The sequence below is a fragment of the Streptomyces atratus genome (genome assembly GCF_014648655.1).
GTDB classification, from domain to species: domain Bacteria; phylum Actinomycetota; class Actinomycetes; order Streptomycetales; family Streptomycetaceae; genus Streptomyces; species Streptomyces atratus.
Genome location: NZ_BMRN01000006.1, coordinates 59,838 through 76,811 on the forward strand (window position 1 = coordinate 59,838; position 16,974 = coordinate 76,811).

Annotated in this window: 14 protein-coding genes; 12 read left to right on the forward strand and 2 right to left on the reverse strand. The window is 69.1% G+C overall.

What is annotated here, in order from left to right; genetic code table 11:
- The first annotated feature begins 177 nt into the window (after positions 1-177).
- Positions 178-1,143 (forward strand): DUF5926 family protein, encoded by a 966-nt coding sequence (locus IEZ15_RS12375; protein WP_114245591.1) that lies wholly within the window; start codon positions 178-180, stop codon positions 1,141-1,143.
- An 842-nt stretch (positions 1,144-1,985) separates the two neighbouring features.
- Here the strand turns inward: IEZ15_RS12375 and IEZ15_RS12380 are convergent.
- Positions 1,986-2,708, reverse strand: coding sequence for a bifunctional DNA primase/polymerase (locus IEZ15_RS12380; RefSeq protein WP_114245590.1), 723 nt, complete (start codon positions 2,706-2,708; stop codon positions 1,986-1,988).
- A gap of 568 nt (positions 2,709-3,276) precedes the next feature.
- Between IEZ15_RS12380 and IEZ15_RS12385 the strand changes: the two genes are divergently transcribed.
- Positions 3,277-4,701, forward strand: coding sequence for a PP2C family protein-serine/threonine phosphatase (locus IEZ15_RS12385; RefSeq protein ID WP_189276894.1), 1,425 nt, complete (start codon positions 3,277-3,279; stop codon positions 4,699-4,701).
- 135 nt (positions 4,702-4,836) lie between these two features.
- A complete protein-coding gene (locus tag IEZ15_RS12390) occupies positions 4,837-6,300 on the forward strand; it encodes an aminopeptidase P family protein (RefSeq protein WP_114245588.1) in 1,464 nt (487 codons plus the stop codon).
- A gap of 47 nt (positions 6,301-6,347) precedes the next feature.
- Here the strand turns inward: IEZ15_RS12390 and IEZ15_RS12395 are convergent, their stop codons facing one another.
- Positions 6,348-6,875 (reverse strand): ATP-binding protein, encoded by a 528-nt coding sequence (locus IEZ15_RS12395; RefSeq protein ID WP_114245587.1) that lies wholly within the window; start codon positions 6,873-6,875, stop codon positions 6,348-6,350.
- A gap of 257 nt (positions 6,876-7,132) precedes the next feature.
- Here IEZ15_RS12395 and IEZ15_RS12400 point away from each other — a divergent pair, with 257 nt between their 5' ends.
- The 9 genes from IEZ15_RS12400 (at position 7,133) to IEZ15_RS12440 (ending at position 16,937) form a co-directional block, all read left to right on the forward strand.
- The gene (locus tag IEZ15_RS12400; protein WP_189276544.1) at positions 7,133-7,936 is read left to right on the forward strand and encodes a hypothetical protein; all 804 of its coding nucleotides are present in this window, start codon (positions 7,133-7,135) and stop codon (positions 7,934-7,936) included.
- Positions 7,937-8,102: 166 nt separating this feature from the next.
- A complete protein-coding gene (locus IEZ15_RS12405) occupies positions 8,103-8,831 on the forward strand; it encodes a YcnI family copper-binding membrane protein (protein ID WP_114245586.1) in 729 nt (242 codons plus the stop codon).
- A 46-nt stretch (positions 8,832-8,877) separates the two neighbouring features.
- On the forward strand, positions 8,878-9,531 hold the full coding sequence (locus IEZ15_RS12410; protein ID WP_189276546.1) for an SCO family protein: 654 nt from the start codon (positions 8,878-8,880) through the stop codon (positions 9,529-9,531).
- Positions 9,528-9,977 carry a copper chaperone PCu(A)C gene (locus IEZ15_RS12415; protein WP_189276548.1) on the forward strand — a complete coding sequence of 150 codons (450 nt, stop codon included), beginning with the start codon at positions 9,528-9,530 and terminating at the stop codon, positions 9,975-9,977. The genes IEZ15_RS12410 and IEZ15_RS12415 overlap by 4 nt, the downstream gene beginning before the upstream one ends.
- A 14-nt stretch (positions 9,978-9,991) precedes the next feature.
- Positions 9,992-11,950 (forward strand): copper resistance CopC/CopD family protein, encoded by a 1,959-nt coding sequence (locus tag IEZ15_RS12420; RefSeq protein WP_189276550.1) that lies wholly within the window; start codon positions 9,992-9,994, stop codon positions 11,948-11,950.
- An 8-nt stretch (positions 11,951-11,958) separates the two neighbouring features.
- Positions 11,959-13,272, forward strand: a complete 1,314-nt coding sequence (efeB, locus tag IEZ15_RS12425; RefSeq protein WP_189276551.1) for an iron uptake transporter deferrochelatase/peroxidase subunit — start codon at positions 11,959-11,961, stop codon at positions 13,270-13,272.
- A 27-nt stretch (positions 13,273-13,299) separates the two neighbouring features.
- A complete protein-coding gene (pheA, locus tag IEZ15_RS12430; protein ID WP_114245581.1) occupies positions 13,300-14,235 on the forward strand; it encodes a prephenate dehydratase in 936 nt (311 codons plus the stop codon).
- Positions 14,236-14,853: 618 nt separating this feature from the next.
- The gene (gene serS / locus IEZ15_RS12435; protein ID WP_189276553.1) at positions 14,854-16,131 is read left to right on the forward strand and encodes a serine--tRNA ligase; all 1,278 of its coding nucleotides are present in this window, start codon (positions 14,854-14,856) and stop codon (positions 16,129-16,131) included.
- The gene (locus IEZ15_RS12440) at positions 16,128-16,937 is read left to right on the forward strand and encodes an HAD family hydrolase (protein ID WP_189276555.1); all 810 of its coding nucleotides are present in this window, start codon (positions 16,128-16,130) and stop codon (positions 16,935-16,937) included. The genes serS and IEZ15_RS12440 overlap by 4 nt, the downstream gene beginning before the upstream one ends.
- The last annotated feature ends 37 nt before the right edge of the window (positions 16,938-16,974 follow it).

The window sequence follows — 16,974 nt, forward strand, 5'->3', positions numbered from 1 at the left end:
GCGGTGACGGCCGCGATACGAGCGCCCGTACCGGCACATGTGTCGATGGACAGGCGTACGCGCGGGCGTTCCGCACTCCCGTACCGCCGGGCGCGCAGGCGGATGTGTCCCGGACGCGACACGGGCAGCTAGGCTCGCGGCCCAGACCGCACTGTCGCAATCGGGAGAAAGCCCACCATGGCCAAGAAGCGCCCTCAGACCAAGGCCGGGAAGCAGCAACTCAAGGACGGCGAGATCCCTGTGGTCGGGGCTCGCGAGCCCTGCCCGTGCGGTTCGGGCCGCCGCTACAAGGCGTGTCACGGCCGCGCCGCCGCCCAGGCGGTGACCGAGCTCGTCCACCGCCCCTTCGAGGGCCTGGCCGGCGAGTGCGACTGGGTCGCCCTGCGCGAGCTGGTACCCGCGGCAACGGTCGAGCTGACGCTGAGGGGCGGGCTGCCCGAGGGGGTGCCCTCCGTGACTCTCGCGACCGTCCTGCCCATGGCGTGGCCGGCGCTCCGCCGCGACGACGGCTCGGTGCTGCTCGCCCTGCAGAACGACACCCCGTCCGGTGACCTCAGCCGTGACCTCGCCGACACGCTGCAGCGGGCGCTGGCCGCCGAGCCGGGTTCGCCCGTGGCCGCCCGGCGCGCACCGGCCGACGGTCCGCGACTGCAGGACGTACTCGACCCCGATGCGGCGTTCGAGCCCGTTGTCCACTCCGGCTTCGAGTTCTGGGTCCCGGACGCGGAGAACGCCACGCCCGAGGTCTCCGCGTCACTGGAGCGCGCGAACGAGGCGGCGATCCCGACGACCCTGCTCTCCGGCGTGGACGCCGCGTACTGGTGCGAGACCCCGGAGAAGAACCACCTGCGCTGGGTCATGCCGCACCCCGAGGAGCAGCTCCTCGACGCGCTCGCCCGACTGCACGCCGCAGGCACCTCCTCGCTGGGCGAGGGGACGCGGCTGGTCGGCTCCTTCCGGGCGCACGGGCTGATGGTCCCGGTCTGGGATCTGCCGAGCGCGATGGGGGCCGCGGAGTGCGAGAAGCCCGCGGCCGAGCTCGCGGAGCGGCTGACGGCGGCGCTCGCCTCGGACGCGCCGCTCACCGCCGAGGAGCGGCGGGCCCGTGGCGGGCTCACCAACCGCCAAGTGACGCTCAGCTGACAGTGACGATTCCCGGCCCCGTTCGGTGATGCATGTCACAACTCGCCGTACTCACAGGTAAATCGCTGTCCTAATACGCGAGATCGAATTTGCGAACGGCAGATCTCTTGTTACCGTTCTAGAAGCCCGGTCGCTGGTGCATCCCCCGTCGCCAGCGATCGGGCATTCTCATTTCCGGGTACGGCGCACAGCGCGCGACGCGGCGCACGAACCCGCGCACGACCCCCTCGCCGGTGCAGCGCCACACTCGCCTCCACGTCGGGCCCCGACAGCCCAGCACCTGCGCACCGGCGTCAACCCGGCGCTACAGAACCCGGATTGACGACGGGTCGTCATCGACAGCGGAGCCTCCTCCACCGACGCACCGCCGGTTCCGCCGGACCGACCGGCCTCGGACAGAAGCCGGAACCCCCTTATGGATACCCCTCCCCAGAGCAACTCGAATAAATCTTCGAGGAATGCTTCGAGAGGGTTCCGGAAGCTCCATCAGAAATCCCCGCGCCGAAGCATTTTGCAGCGGCAGGCTTTGCATTGACCGGCATGAGACCGGAGCTGATGGAGCGGCCGGGAGCGGAACCGGAGCCGTGAACGCTGTCACACCCGCGATACCGATCACGCGGAGAATCACGCGAGCTCGCCTGTCGGCATCCGTCGATGCCTGTCGGATTCGCCCGGACTCCTGACGGCCCGCCGGAGATATCAGCGGAATATGAACACCCCGGTGCCGCACACCCTTTTGCGCCGGGAACCCGCGGTCGGCTCACTCGTTCGGATGTGAGCCGACCGCGGGTTCCGCCCCCACAGGGGCGCGGCGCACCCGCCAACCGCCCGCCGACCACGCGTCAGTAGGCGAGCCGACTTCCGCCGTCCGGTGCACTGTTGCTCGCCTCGACCAGCGCGTCGAGTACCGCCTCCACATCCGGCAGCCACGGCGCGGCGGATCCGGGGACAGGCTCTCCCTTGTCCGGGCGCGGCCGGGAGATCGCGGAAGGAGCCCGTTCCCAGCGCACCTGCCCTGCCCCCACCTCGGACGGCGGAAGGACGAGATAGCCGCCCTCGCCGTGGAAACGCAGCGAGCTGGGCACCCGGTCCTTGGCGTGCAGCAGCTCGCCGAGCCGTTCGAGGGTGTACGGAGCAACCAGCAGCGACCACCGGGTCGGCGTCGCCACTACGGGGCCGAGCCGTGCGCCCATCCGGTCCAGCTCGGCCAGCGCCCGGGCGGCCGCCACGGCCGGCAGGCTCAACGCGCACGGGGCGCGTCCGCCGGTGGCCAGCACGATCGGGGCGGTGGGCCGGTTGGCCCACCACCAGCGCACCATGCGCTCGTCGGTGGTCGCCGCGAGGAGACCGGGATCGAAGGGGTGTGCGCCGGGTACGGCGCACTCGGGATCGGGACAGGCACAGCCACGGCCACGGTCACCGCGGCCACCGGCCGCCTCGAGTCCCACTCCGGGGAGCACGGGCCACTGCCATGCGGTGGCACAGGTCAGGACCGCGTCCAGTTGGGCGGGCCTCACCCTGCGCCGGAGCCGGAGCCTGCGTCGCCTTCCGAGGATCTCGCGCATGAGCGCTCGTTCCTTTCCGTTGAACGCCGAGGGTCCACATCACACACGCGCGCATCACGGCACGCGTTCATCACTTCACTGTGCGTACATGCTCTTCAAATCTGCGGTACGGGTGGGTCGTCGGTACCGAGCATGCGCTGAGCCGGGTCGAGCAGGAGCGAGACGGGTCCGGACACAAGCATGGCGAGGAGCAGCGCACGTATCGCGCCTGCCGTCCCAAGGTGCAAACCCCGCCACTCGGGGGTGGGGGCGTGGCCGTCACAGATGAGGACGTCCGGGCCCGCTGCCAGGTTCCGGGGCGATCAGAACTGCCCCTGGTCGTCATCGATTACGTACCCAGCATGCCCGAAATGACGCTCCCTCTGGAGACTTCACCCCGAGAACACCCCCTGTCGAGCACACCCAGTCGACCGCAAACAGCCGCCATAGGGTGCATTTTTTGGCCAACTTATGAGTCACTTGGACACCACGGATCCCGCAGGGACAATGCTGGACATGGCCTTACTTGTGCGTGTACATGTGGACGCTACGTGTACATGTGGATGCACTGATAGCGGCGCAGAATGACATGGGGGTTTGCGATGCTATTCGACGAAACGCACCGGTTGGAAAGCCGACTTCCATGAGCGCCCCGCACCTGCCGAAAGTGGCTGGAATCGATCCCATGGTTCCTGTTTCAGCGCACACTGCCGGTTCTCTGTCCGAAGTACCGGCCGCCCCCGGAGCATTCACCCAGGACCGGCTGGCAGGCCGGGTCTCCGACCTCACCACGCTGCACGAACTCACCGAGCGACTGGCCAGAACCAGCACGCTCGACGATGCTCTGCACGAACTGCTGGACGCCGGTGCCGCCCTGGTCGGTGCCCGCCGCGGTCTGGTCGTCTTCGAACCGTCCGACCACCGCGGCCCCGTAAGCACCATCGGCCTCGGACTCGCCCATGCCGAGCTCGGGCACATCGAGACGGTGCCGCGCAGCGCCACCTCCTACGGCCGGATCCTGGAAGGGCTCCCGGACGCCGAAGGAGCGCAGACGACCCCCGATCTGCTCGGCGACACCAGCCTTGATTCCCGCCGCCGCGAGGTCGCCGCCCGGCTCGGATACGCCGCCAGCTACGCCCTGCCGCTCACCGCCGAGGCGACCGGCAGACTCGGTGCCGCCGTCTGGCTGTACGACGAACCCGCCGAACCACTGGAACGCCAGCGCCATCTCATCGGCCTCTACGCCGGATACGCCGGCGAGCATCTGGCCAGGCTGCTGGAGCTGGAGCGGGCCAGGGCAGATGTCGCCACCGTCACGGAGGAGTTGCTGCCCAGCCGACTGCCCCGGGTCGCCGGCGTACAGCTGGCCGCACGCCATCGCACAGCACCGCAGGGCGGCGGCGACTGGTACGACGCGCTGGCCCTGCCGGAAGGTGCACTCGGTCTCGCTGTGGGCTCGGTGAACGGCTCCGGCCCGAGCGCCCTGGCCGCCATGGGCAGGCTGCGTGCCGGTCTGCGGGCGTACGCGGTGATGGAGGGCGAGGATCCGGTCGCCGTGCTCTCGGATCTGGAACTGCTGCTGCGGCTGACCGAACCCGCCCGTTCCGCAACCGCCCTGTTCGCCTACTGCGAGCCCGCCCGCCGCAAGATCCTGCTGGCCGGCGCCGGCCACACCCCGCCGCTCGTGATCGGCGACCGGCGCACCGAGTTCATCGAGACCTCGGTCTCCGCACCGCTGGGCATGCTCGCCTGCTGGGAGGCACCCAGCGTGGAGATCACTCCCGCGCCCGGCGAGACCGTGCTCCTCTACACCGACGGGCTGCTGCGCCGCACCGGCGACTCGATGGACCGGGCGTTCGCACGGCTCCACACGGCGGCGGCGTGCGTACCGAAGGCGCTGCGTGACGACGCCGGGTCCGTTGCCGACCATGTGCTGCGGACCGTGCTGCCGAACGGGCTCGACCAGGGCAACAGCACGGAGGACGTGGTCATTCTGGCCGCGCGCTTCGACTGAGCCGGCCGACCCGCCCCGACTGCGCTGTGCAACCCGCCGCGGCCAAGCTGTGTAACAGGTCTTCCGGCCCTGTGCCCCCTTCCGTACGCCCGTACGATGGACGGGGTCCAGTGTCGTATCAAGGAGAGACAAATCGTGGCTGAGGAGCTCAACCCGGAGAACCCGGAGACCGAAGAAGAAGAGACGGTCAAGCAGCGGAAGAACGGCCTGTACCCGGGCGTCTCCGATGAACTCGCCGCGAACATGAAGTCCGGATGGGCCGATACCGAGCTGCACGGCCTCGAACCCATCGCCCAGGCCGAGCACACCGCCGCCCGCCGCGCCGCGCTCTCCGCGCGTTTCCCCGGTGAGCGTCTGGTCATCCCCGCGGGCAGGCTGAAGACCCGCTCCAATGACACCGAGTACGCCTTCCGCGCCTCCACCGAGTACGCGTACCTCACCGGCGACCAGACCCAGGACGGCGTCCTCGTACTGGAGCCGACCCAGGACGGGCATGAGGCGACCATCCACCTGCTGCCGCGCTCCAACCGCGAGAACGGCGAGTTCTGGCTCGACGGCCAGGGCGAACTGTGGGTCGGCCGCCGCCACTCCCTCGCGGAGGCCGAGCAGCTGCTGGGCATCCCGGCGAAGGACGTGCGCGAGCTCCCGGCCACGCTGGTCGAGGCCACCGGCCCGGTCCGTAACGTCCGCGGCCACGACGCCGGCATCGAGGCCGCGCTGACCGACAAGGTCACCGCGGAGCGCGACGAGGAACTGCGCGTCTTCCTCTCCGAGGCCCGACTGGTCAAGGACGCCTTCGAGATCGCGGAACTGCAGAAGGCCTGCGACGCCACCGCACGCGGCTTCGAGGACGTCGTCAAGGTTCTCGACAAGGCCGAGGCGACGAGCGAGCGCTACATCGAGGGCACCTTCTTCCTGCGCGCCCGCATCGAGGGCAACGACATCGGCTACGGCTCGATCTGCGCGGCCGGCCCGCACGCCACCACCCTGCACTGGGTGCGCAACGACGGCGCGGTGCGCGCCGGCGAGCTGCTGCTGCTCGACGCCGGAGTGGAGACCAACGACCTCTACACCGCCGACGTGACCCGCACCCTTCCGATCAACGGCACGTTCACGCCGCTGCAGCGGAAGATCTATGACGCCGTGTACGAGGCCCAGGAAGCGGGCATCTCGGCCGTCAAGCCCGGTGCCGACTACCGCGACTTCCATGACGCCGCGCAGCGCGTGCTCGCCGAGAAGCTCGTCGAGTGGGGCCTGCTGGGCGACCTGTCCGTGGACAAGGTCCTGGAGCTGGGCCTCCAGCGCCGCTGGACGCTGCACGGCACCGGCCACATGCTCGGCATGGACGTCCACGACTGCGCCGCCGCGCGCACCGAGACGTACGTCAACGGAACGCTTGAGCCCGGCGTGTGCCTCACGGTCGAGCCCGGTCTGTACTTCCAGACCGACGACCTGACCGTCCCCGAGGAGTACCGGGGCATCGGCGTCCGGATCGAGGACGACATCCTCGTCACCGAGGACGGCAACCGGAACCTCTCCGACAAGCTGCCGCGCCGGTCCGACGAGGTCGAGGCGTGGATGGCTCAGCTCAAGGGCTGATCCGGCAGGTCCGGCGACGGACTTCCACGCGTCGAAGGGCGCCCCGCTCAGGACACCATGAGCAGGGCGCCCTTCCGCCATTTCAGGACCTTGTCGAAACTCACCAGGGCGCCACGGCCGGGACGGTTGCCGAAGTGGACGTGATCGGCGAGCTGCTCGATCAGGCAGAGACCCCGGCCGTCCTCCGCACTGAGCGACGGGTACAGCTGGGGATCGTGCTGCTGCGCGGAAGTACGCAGCATGCGCCGGGCGGGGAAACCTGGCCCCGAATCGGCGACTTCGATACGGCACTTCTCGCCGTCCAGATAAGCGGTGACCCGGTACTGCCCACAGGCCGTCCCCGCGGGCTCGTCCCATACGTCCCACGGATCCCGGCCGACGCTCTGTTCTCTCTGGACCCTGCGGTCACCGCCGTGCTCAACGGCGTTTGCACAGGCCTCGCTGAGCGCGACCGAGAGGTCGAAGGAGATCTCCGGATCCACGCCCGCGGTCTCCATCGCGCCCAACAGGAAACGACGGGCGAGCGGAACGCTCGCAGCGTCGCGCCGCAAATGGAGGGACCACCAGATGCTCATGCTCCAGCCTCCTGGCTGCGGCTCGACATACCGATACGTATTGCCGCGCAGCACCGTTCGTAAGCACAGACCGGATGTGAGACCGCTCATTCGGCGGATACCAGCACTCCGTACACCCGTGTATGCCAGGCCCTGCCGATGGCCCCGACCGGTCCAAACCTGTCACAGCGGCCCCGGCCCGCATCCAATCGGACGGAAAGTGACCTTCCGGACCTGCCGTATCGAGGCCCGGGGCACGGTGCGATGATGACCCCGCCATGTCTATGCCTGTCGCACGCGCCGGAGCCGGTCTGCGGCTCCTGAGGGCCGCGGTGTTCACCGCGGTCTGTGTCGCGCTGTCCGCGGCAGGTCACTCCCTGGCTTCCTGCGCGGCCGTCCCCTGGTGGACCCTGCTCGCCGGATTCCTGGGGATCTTCGCGGTGACGGCACCGCTCGCCGGACGCGAGCGCTCACTGCCGTCCATCGCCGCCGCGCTGGCCGGCGGACAGATCGCCCTGCACACCCTCTTCGGCGTGGGTACGCACACCGCCTCGACGGACACCGCGGCGGGCGACGACTCACTGATCCGGTTCGCGGCAAGCCTCGTGTGTGGCATGGGACCCGCGCAGTTGAACGCCGCCGAAGCGCACCGCATCGTCACCACCGCGGGCATCGACCCGGCGTCGGTGACGGCCGGCGGACACCAGCACATGGCCTCCGCGACCGGCTCGGACCCGGCCGCCCTCGCCGGTCTGCTGCCCAGCCTGCCCATGCTGCTCGGCCACCTGCTGGCCGCCGTTGCCACCGGCTGGCTGCTGCGACGCGGCGAGATCGCCCTGTTCCGGCTGGCCCGGCTCTCCACGCACGGCGCCCAGCAGATCGCGGCCGGAGCCCGGTTGCGTGCACTGCGCGCCGCGCTCGCGCTCGTGAACGCCCTGCGCGCCGGACTTCCCGGGGGCCCGGCAACCGGGCCGCGCGCCCCCCGTACCGCAGTCGACGCCCCGACCCCGGCCACCGGGGACCCGTTGCAGCACATGGTGATCAGGCGCGGGCCGCCACCCGTATACGCGCTCGCAGCCTGACGCGACACCCTCCACTCGATGCACGCACGACTCGGCTCACGCACCCACCCGGTGCCGTACGAGTCGGCGTACGCATGCCGCACGTGAGGTAGAGGTGTCGCAATGCCGTCGCGCACCCGCGCGCCGGACCACCTTTTCTTCGTGCTTCTGTGGAGAGATTCCTGTCATGAACGTTTCCCGCATCGCCCTCGCCGGCGGCATCGCCGCGTCCACCGTGCTGATCCTCGCCGGTACGGCCTCCGCGCACGTCAGCGTGCAGCCCCAGGGCGAGGCCGCCAAGGGTGGTTACGCCACCGTCAACTTCAAGATCCCCAACGAGCGCGACAACGCCTCGACGACCAAGGTCGAGGTCAACTTCCCGACCGACCACCCGCTGGCCTCCGTCATGCCGCAGGCCGTGCCCGGCTGGGACATCGAGGTCACCAAGAGCAAGCTGGCCAAGCCGCTCGAGATGCACGGCCAGAAGATCAACGAGGCCGTCTCCAAGGTCACCTGGACGGCCAAGGGCGACAAGGACGAGCGCGGCATCCGCCCGGGCGACTTCCAGCAGTTCCCGCTCTCCATCGGCCAGCTTCCCGAGGACGCCGACCAGCTGGTGTTCAAGGCCATCCAGACGTACGACAACAAGGAAGTCGTCCGCTGGATCGAGGAGCAGAAGGACGGTGCCGCCGAGCCCGAGAGCCCGGCACCGGTCCTCAAGCTGACCGCGGCGACCGCCGACGAGCACAGCGCAGCCGCCGGCGCCACCGCGAAGGCAGCCGACAAGCAGACGACGGCCGCGTCGGACGAGTCCTCCAGTGACACCACGGCCCGCGTCCTCGGCATCGTCGGCATCGTCATCGGCGCCGCAGGGGTGACCTTCGGCATCCTCGCCGGCCGCCGCCGAACCGCCTGACCCACAGCCCCATCAGTCCCACCGACCCACCAGGAATCAGTGCTCCATGCGTAAGAAAACGGTGCTGGCCGCGGCGTTCGTCGCCGCGGCGGCGCTCACCCTGTCCGCCTGCGGCAGCAGCGACGACGGCGCCAAGAAGCCCGTCGCCGATGTGTCCGTCCAGGCCAAGACCAAGGCCGCGACGGTACTCGACCAGCCGTTCACCAAACCCGACCTCGTCCTCACCGACACCCACGGCAAGAAGTACGACCTCCGTGAGCAGACCAAGGGCAAGCCGACGCTGATCTACTTCGGCTACACCAACTGCCCCGACGTCTGCCCGCTCATCATGAGCAACATCGCCATCGCCAAGAAGTCCCTCCCCAAGGCCGACCAGGACAAGCTCCAGGTCGTCTTCGTGACCACCGACCCCGAGCGGGACACCCCGGCGTCACTGGGCAGCTGGCTCAAGGCACAGGACACCTCCTTCATCGGCCTCACCGGCGACTTCCCGACCATTCAGGCGGGCGCGCGCCAGATCGGCATCGGCATCGACGCCCCGAAGAAGGAGAAGGACGGCACGATCACCTCGATGCACGGCTCCCAGGTCATCGCGTTCTCCCCGAAGACCGACAAGGGGTACCTCGTATACAGCGAGGACACCTCGCCCGACGACTACACCAAGGACCTCCCCGAGATCATCAAGGGAGAGACTCCGTGAACCGCCGCACCACTCTCGCCGGCGTCATCGCCCTCACCACCGGGCTGACGCTGGCGGGGTGCTCGTCCTCGGACAGCAAGCCCGAGCTGAAGGTGACCGGAGCGTTCATGCCGCAGCCCGTCAGCGACATGGCGGCCGGTTTCCTCGTCGTCAAGAACAGCGGCGGCACGTCCGACCGGCTCACCTCGGTCACCAGCCCGCTCTCGGACGACGTCACGATCCACGAGACGAAGAACCAGACGATGCGCATGGTGACGTCCTTCGAGGTGCCCGCGGGCGGCGAGCTGGATCTGGAACGCGGCGGGAGCCACATCATGTTCATGAAGCTCAAGCAGCAGCCCAAGCAGGGCGAGAAAGTGTCCGTGGAACTGCACTTCGAGAAGGCCGACTCGATAAAGGTCGATCTTCCCGTGAAGGAGACCACCCACAACCCGAAAAAGCAGTGAGGGACTGACTCGCCATGACAGCCACCGCCCCACACTTCGGACCGTCCCCGTCCACTCACGCGCCACGCCGCCCACTCGCCGCGGCCGCACTCCTCGCCGCCCTTGTCGGCATGGTGTTCGGCCTGCTGCTGGGCGGCGCGGGCCCCGCGTCCGCGCATGCCGCGCTCACCGGGAGCGATCCGCAGGACGGGGCGGTGGTCGACACCGCTCCCAAGGAAGTCACTCTCACCTTCTCCGAGCAGGTCGCCATGGGCGACGACTCCATCAGGGTCCTGGACCCGGACGGCAAGCGCGCCGACACCGGCGCCGCACCACGTGATCTGCAGAGCGGCTCCGCCGTGAAGTACGGCGTCTCACTGCACACCGGGCTGCCCGACGGTACGTACACCGTCGCCTGGCAGGCCGTCTCAGCGGACAGCCACCCCGTCTCGGGCGCCTTCACCTTCTCCGTCGGAGCCCCCTCCAAGACCACCGTCGCCCTCCCGTCGAACGAGGCCGGGGGCGGCCTCGTCGGCGCCCTCTACGGCATCGCGCGCTACGCCGCGTACGCCGGTTTCATCCTGCTGGCCGGCGGCGCCGCCTTCGTCCTGGCCTGCTGGCAGCGCGGGGCGGGTGCACGCCCCCTGCAACGCCTGGTCGTACACGGCTGGATGACCCTCACCGCGGCCACCCTGGCCATGCTGCTCCTGCGCAACCCGTACACCGGCTCCGGGAAGCTCGCGGATGCCTTCGACCTCGACGGTCTGAAGGCCGTGCTCGACACCAAGCCCGGGGCGGCACTCGTATCCCGGCTGCTGCTGCTCGGCGCCTCCGCACTCTTCGTCGCCGTGCTGTTCGGGGCGTACGCGAAGCGCGAGGACGAGCGCGAGAAGAAGGACCTCACCTTCGGTCTGGCCATCGGCGGCACGGTGATCGCCGCCGGGATCGCCGGGACCTGGGCACTCGCCGAACACGCCTCGACCGGGATCCAGCCGGGCATCGCCATGCCGGTCGACGTGCTGCATCTGCTGGCCGTCGCGGCCTGGCTGGGCGGGCTGGCGGCCCTGCTGGTCGCGCTGTACCGGACACCGGACATCGAAGCCGCAGCCGTACGGCGCTTCTCCCGCATCGCGTTCGGCAGCGTGCTCGTGCTCACCGCAACCGGGATCTACCAGTCCTGGCGCCAGGTCGGCACCTGGTCCGCGCTCACCGGCACCGCGTACGGGCAATTGCTGATCGTGAAGGTGGGGCTCGTTGCCCTCCTGGTCGGGATCGCCTGGATCTCGCGCCGCTGGACCGCACGGCTGGTCACGAGCGGAGCCGGCGGAAAGGGAGCAGAGCCCCGGGCCGACGCCAGGGACGAGGTCGAAGTCGAGGAGTCCCGGACCCCGGGTACATCGGACGCCATGGCCGAGGACCCCGCGCGGGCGGCCCAGCTCGCCCGGCAGAGGGCCGCCGTGGCCACCGCCGAGAAGAAGCGGATCCGCGATGCCGACCCCGACCGGTCCGGGCTCCGCCGTTCGGTGCTGGCGGAGGCAGGGGTCGCCGTGGCGCTGTTGGCCGTGGCGACCGTACTGACCTCGACCGAGCCGGGACGTACCGAGGAAGAGGCGGCCCGCAGCTCGTCGGCGGCAGCCGCCCCCGCGGCCGAAGGCCCGGTCAATCTGACGCTTCCCTTCGACACAGGCGGCAAGAACGGCAAGGGAACGGTGCGGATGGATATCGACCCCGCCCGTACCGGTGCCAATGAACTCCACATCTGGATCGACAGCATCGACGGCAAGGCCATGGACGTCCCCGAGCTGAAGCTCGCCTTCACTCTGGGGTCCAAGGACATCGGCCCGCTCCCCGTCGTCCCTGTCCGGCTCACCGAGGGCCACTGGACGGCGAGCGACGTCCAGATCCCGATGGCGGGCAACTGGAAGGTCGCGGTGACCGTGCGTACATCGGACATCGATCAGACGACCATCGACAAGAACGTGAAGATCGGCTGAGCAGGATCGTGAGCGGAAACAGCAACAGGAATACCTCCGCAGGCAGCGGGGACGACAAAGCCCGTGGCAGTGGCGCCATCTCCCGGAGGCGGCTGCTCGGCAGTGCGGGCGCGGCCGGTGCGACCGGGCTGGTACTGGGTGCGGCGGGCGGCGCGACCGGCTATGCAGCGACCAGGACCGACGAGCCGACCGCTCTGACCGCGGTCGGCTCCACCCAGGTGATGTTTCACGGGAAACATCAACCGGGGATCACCACTCCGCTTCAGGCCCGCGGCCATCTCGTCGCCTTCGATCTGGCGCCCGGTGCGGGACGGAAGGAAGCGGCTGCCCTGATGCGCCGATGGTCGGCCGTGGCCCGGCGCCTGATGGCCGGCGAAGCCGCCGACAGCGGCGCGGCGGACGGCGCCACCCATGACACCGGGATCGCGCTGGATGCCGGACCGTCCTCGCTGACCGTCACCTTCGGCTTCGGCCACACCTTCTTCGAGCGCACCGGCCTGGTCGGCCACCGGCCACCGGGACTCGACCCGCTGCCGCCGTTCTCCTCCGACCACATCGACGCCAAGCGCTCCAACGGTGACCTCTGGGTACAGATCGGCGCCGACGACGCGCTCGTCGCCTTCCACGCGCTGCGTGCCGTGCAGAAGGAGGCCGCCCCGGCTGCCGGGGTCCGCTGGCAGATGAACGGCTTCAACCGATCCCCCGGCGCCACCGCGCAGCCGATGACCGCCCGCAATCTGATGGGCCAGATAGACGGCACCGGTAACCCGAAGCCCGCCGAGAGCGACTTCGACCGGCGCGTCTTCGTCCCGGCCGGGACCGATACGAAGTACGACTGGCTGGCAGGCGGCTCGTATGCGGTCGTCCGGCGGATCAGGATGCTGCTCGACGACTGGGAGAAGCTCCCGGTGGAACGGCAGGAGCAGGTCATAGGGCGCCGCAAGAAGGACGGCGCTCCGCTGAGTGGCGGTGCCGAGACCACCGCGATGGACCTCGACAAGGCAGGCCCCGACGGCAAGCTCCTGATCCCGGACAACGCCCACGCCCGGATCTCCTCCCCCGAGAAGAACAGCGGCGCGGCCATGCTGCGCCGCCCCTTCTCGTACCACGACGGCATCTCGGCGGACGGCACTCCGGACGCCGGGCTGCTGTTCATCTGCTGGCAGGCGGATCCGCTGCGGGGGTTCGTTCCGGTGCAGCGCAAACTGGACCGCGGCGATGCCCTGTCGCCGTTCATCCGGCACGAGGCCAGCGGCCTGTTCGCGGTGCCGGGCGGTGCGGCGGACGGCGAATACGTGGGTCAGCGGCTACTGGAGTCCTGAGAGACCGGGGCGCATTAGGGTGACGGTATGTCCGCCACGCGCTACGCATATCTCGGCCCTGAAGGCACCTTCACCGAGGTCGCCCTCCGTACGCTCCCGGAAGCCGCCACCCGCGAACTCGTCCCGATGGTCTCCGTACCGGTGGCTCTGGACGCGGTACGCAGCGGGGCCGCCGCGGCAGCGCTCGTACCGATCGAGAACTCCGTCGAGGGCGGCATCACCGCGACGCTCGACGAGCTGACCACCGGCGAACCGCTGATGATCTACCGCGAGGTGCTGCTCTCCATCACCTTCGCGCTGCTGGTGCGGCCGGGTACCAAGCTGTCCGACATCAAATCGGTCACCGCGCACCCGGCCGCGCAGCCGCAGGTGCGCAACTGGATGGCCGCCCATCTCCCGGACGCCGTATGGGAGTCGGCGGCCTCCAACGCCGACGGCGCCCGGCTGGTGCAGGAAGGACGGTACGACGCCGCCTTCGCCGGTGAGTTCGCGGCGGCGACCTACGGTCTCGAACCGCTGGTGACCGATATCCATGACGCGGTGAACGCGCAGACCCGCTTCGTCCTGGTGGGCCGCCCGGCCCGGCCGGCGGCGCCGACGGGAGCGGACAAGACGTCGGTGGTCATCTGGCTGGGCGAGGACCACCCCGGTGCACTGCTCGAACTGCTCCAGGAGTTCGCGGTGCGCGGGGTGAACCTGATGCTGATCCAATCGCGGCCGACCGGGGCCGGTATCGGGAACTACTGCTTCGCGGTGGACGCCGAGGGACACATTGCGGACCGCCGGGTCGGCGAGGCGTTGATGGGGCTGAAGCGGATCTGCCCGAAGGTACGGTTCCTCGGCTCGTACCCGCGGGCCGGGGTGGCGTTGCAGGATGTACGGCCACTGCGGGCGGGGACGTCGGACGCGGAGTTCACGGAGGCCTCCGACTGGCTGGCCCGCAATCTGGACGGCCGGGGCTGACGGCGGTCCGGGACCGTCGGTCCCGGGGAACGGTGCGCCCGGGTGCCGGTGCACCTGAAGGACCCGTGCTATCTACCGCTTTTCATCATCCACAGAGTTATCCACAGGGGTGGTTCTCGACCTGGGGACAAGTCGACACTCCAATGCGACATGGTCGACATATCGCTCCAGTCGGCTCAGATGCACCCACAGGCCGACAGGTCACCCGGGTGCCCCGTGTCACCTGAATTCCATTGATCAACTCTTTTGGGCGGCGAATTCCCACCCGAACGAGCGTCTGGAGTGGGTTTGAACGGGGAATCCATGAGCCCCCACGCGACTTTCGGAATGATCCCTTCCGATGTCCACAGATCTTCCCCACAGCCTGTGGATAACTTTGAGGAGCACCAGCACCTGTGGACAAGTGACACCCAACTCCCCTGCCAGGCAAGGCGGATGCGTCAAGACGGTCGATACCTTCTGCCCCATTTAGGGGAATAAACTCTTTCTATTGACGATCGAGATCAACCCCAGCCACGTAATACCCTTCAGAATTACCAATTCAGGCAATTCGGGCAAAGTGACACGCTTGGCAATATCGGTTCGAGCTGGAGAAGCGCACACCGGTAGCCTGGAGGAGTGATTGACCTTCGCCTGCTCCGTGAGGACCCCGACCGTGTTCGCGCCTCCCAGCGCGCCCGTGGAGAGGACGTCGCGCTCGTCGACGCCCTTCTCTCCGCCGACGAGCGGCGCAGGTCGTCCGGCGTCCGCTTCGACGAACTCCGCTCCGAGCAGAAATCGCTCGGCAAACTCATCCCCAAGGCTTCGCCCGAGGAGCGTGCCGAGCTCCTCAAGAAGGCCGAGCAGCTGAAGGCCGACGTCAAGGCGGCCGACGCGGCACAGGGCGAGGCCGACGCCCAGGCCAGGAGCCTGATGCTCCAGCTCGGCAACATCGTCCACGAGGACGTGCCGGTCGGTGGCGAGGAGGACTTCGTCGTCCTGGAGACACACGGCACGATCCGTGACTTCGGGGCAGAGGGCTTCGAGCCCAAGGACCACCTGGAGCTCGGCGAGAAGCTCGGCGCCATCGATATGGAGCGTGGCGCCAAGGTCTCCGGTTCGCGCTTCTACTACCTGACGGGTGTCGGCGCGCTGCTGGAGCTCGCCCTCGTCAACGCGGCGATCGCGCAGGCCACCGAGGCCGGCTTCGTCCCGATGCTGACGCCTGCGCTGGTCCGCCCGCGCGCCATGGAGGGCACCGGCTTCCTCGGCCAGGCCGCGGAGAACGTGTACCACCTGGAGAAGGACGACTTCTACCTGGTCGGCACCTCCGAGGTCCCGCTCGCCGCTTACCACATGGACGAGATCATCGAGGCCGACAAGCTGCCACTGCGGTACGCGGGCTTCTCACCGTGCTTCCGCCGCGAGGCCGGTACATACGGCAAGGACACCCGGGGCATCTTCCGTGTCCACCAGTTCGACAAGGTCGAGATGTTCTCGTACGTCGACCCGGCGGACGCCGAGGCCGAGCACCGCAGGCTCCTGGACTGGGAGAAGCAGTGGCTCACCGCTCTTGAGCTGCCGTTCCAGGTGATCGATGTCGCCACCGGCGATCTGGGGGCCTCGGCCTCCCGCAAGTTCGACTGCGAGGCGTGGATCCCGACGCAGGGCAAGTACCGCGAGCTGACATCCGCTTCGAACTGCGACGGTTTCCAGGCGCGCCGTCTTTCCGTCCGGATGCGCGACGGTAAGAAGGTCCAGCCGCTGGCCACGCTGAACGGCACGCTGTGCGCCGTACCGCGCACGATCGTGGCGATCCTGGAGAACCACCAGCTGGCCGACGGCTCCGTACGGGTGCCCGAGGTACTCCGGCCGTACCTGGGCGGGCGCGAGGTTCTGGAGCCGGTCGCCAAGTGACCTTTCCGTACAAGCTCGTCGCGACCGATCTCGACGGCACTCTGCTGCGTGACGACGACACGGTCTCCGAGCGCACCCGTGAGGCACTGGCCGCGGTCACCGCGGCCGGTGCCGCGCACATCATCGTCACCGGTCGCGCTGTCCCGTGGACCCGGCACATTCTGGACGACCTGGGTTACGAGGGGCTCGCGGTCTGCGGCCAGGGCGCGCAGGTATACCACGCGGGTGAGCACAAGCTGCTGACCTCGCTGACGCTGGACCGGCAGCTCGCCGGTCTCGCGCTGTCCAAGGTCGAGGCCGAGGTCGGCCCGCTGGCGCTGGCGGCGAGCCGCGACGGGCTCGACGGCGAAGTGCTGGTCGGCCCCGGCTACCGCGTGCAGGAAGGGCCGCTTCCGGCTGTCTTCGCGGAGGACCCGGCCGAGTTGTGGTCGGCCCCTCTGAACAAGGTCTACATCCAGCATCCCGATCTCGACGACGACGCACTGGCGAAGGCCGCGCGATCGGCCGTCGGCAACCTGGTCGACGTCGTCATGGCCGGTCCTGGTGTGGTGGAGATCCTGCCGCTGGGGCTGACCAAGGCGACCGGACTCTCGCTGGCCGCGCGCCGGCTGGGTCTGAAGGCCGCTGACACTCTGGCCTTCGGTGACATGCCGAACGACATCCCGATGTTCGCCTGGGCACAGCGGGGTGTGGCAATGGCCAATGCGCATGAGGATCTGAAGGCCGTGGCACAGGAGATCACCACGTCCAACGAGGATGACGGCATCGCTGTGGTGCTGGAGCGGCTGCTCCAGTCGTACGGTTAAAGGCAGAGGTAGGGGCGGGCGGCTGGATCGGCTGCCC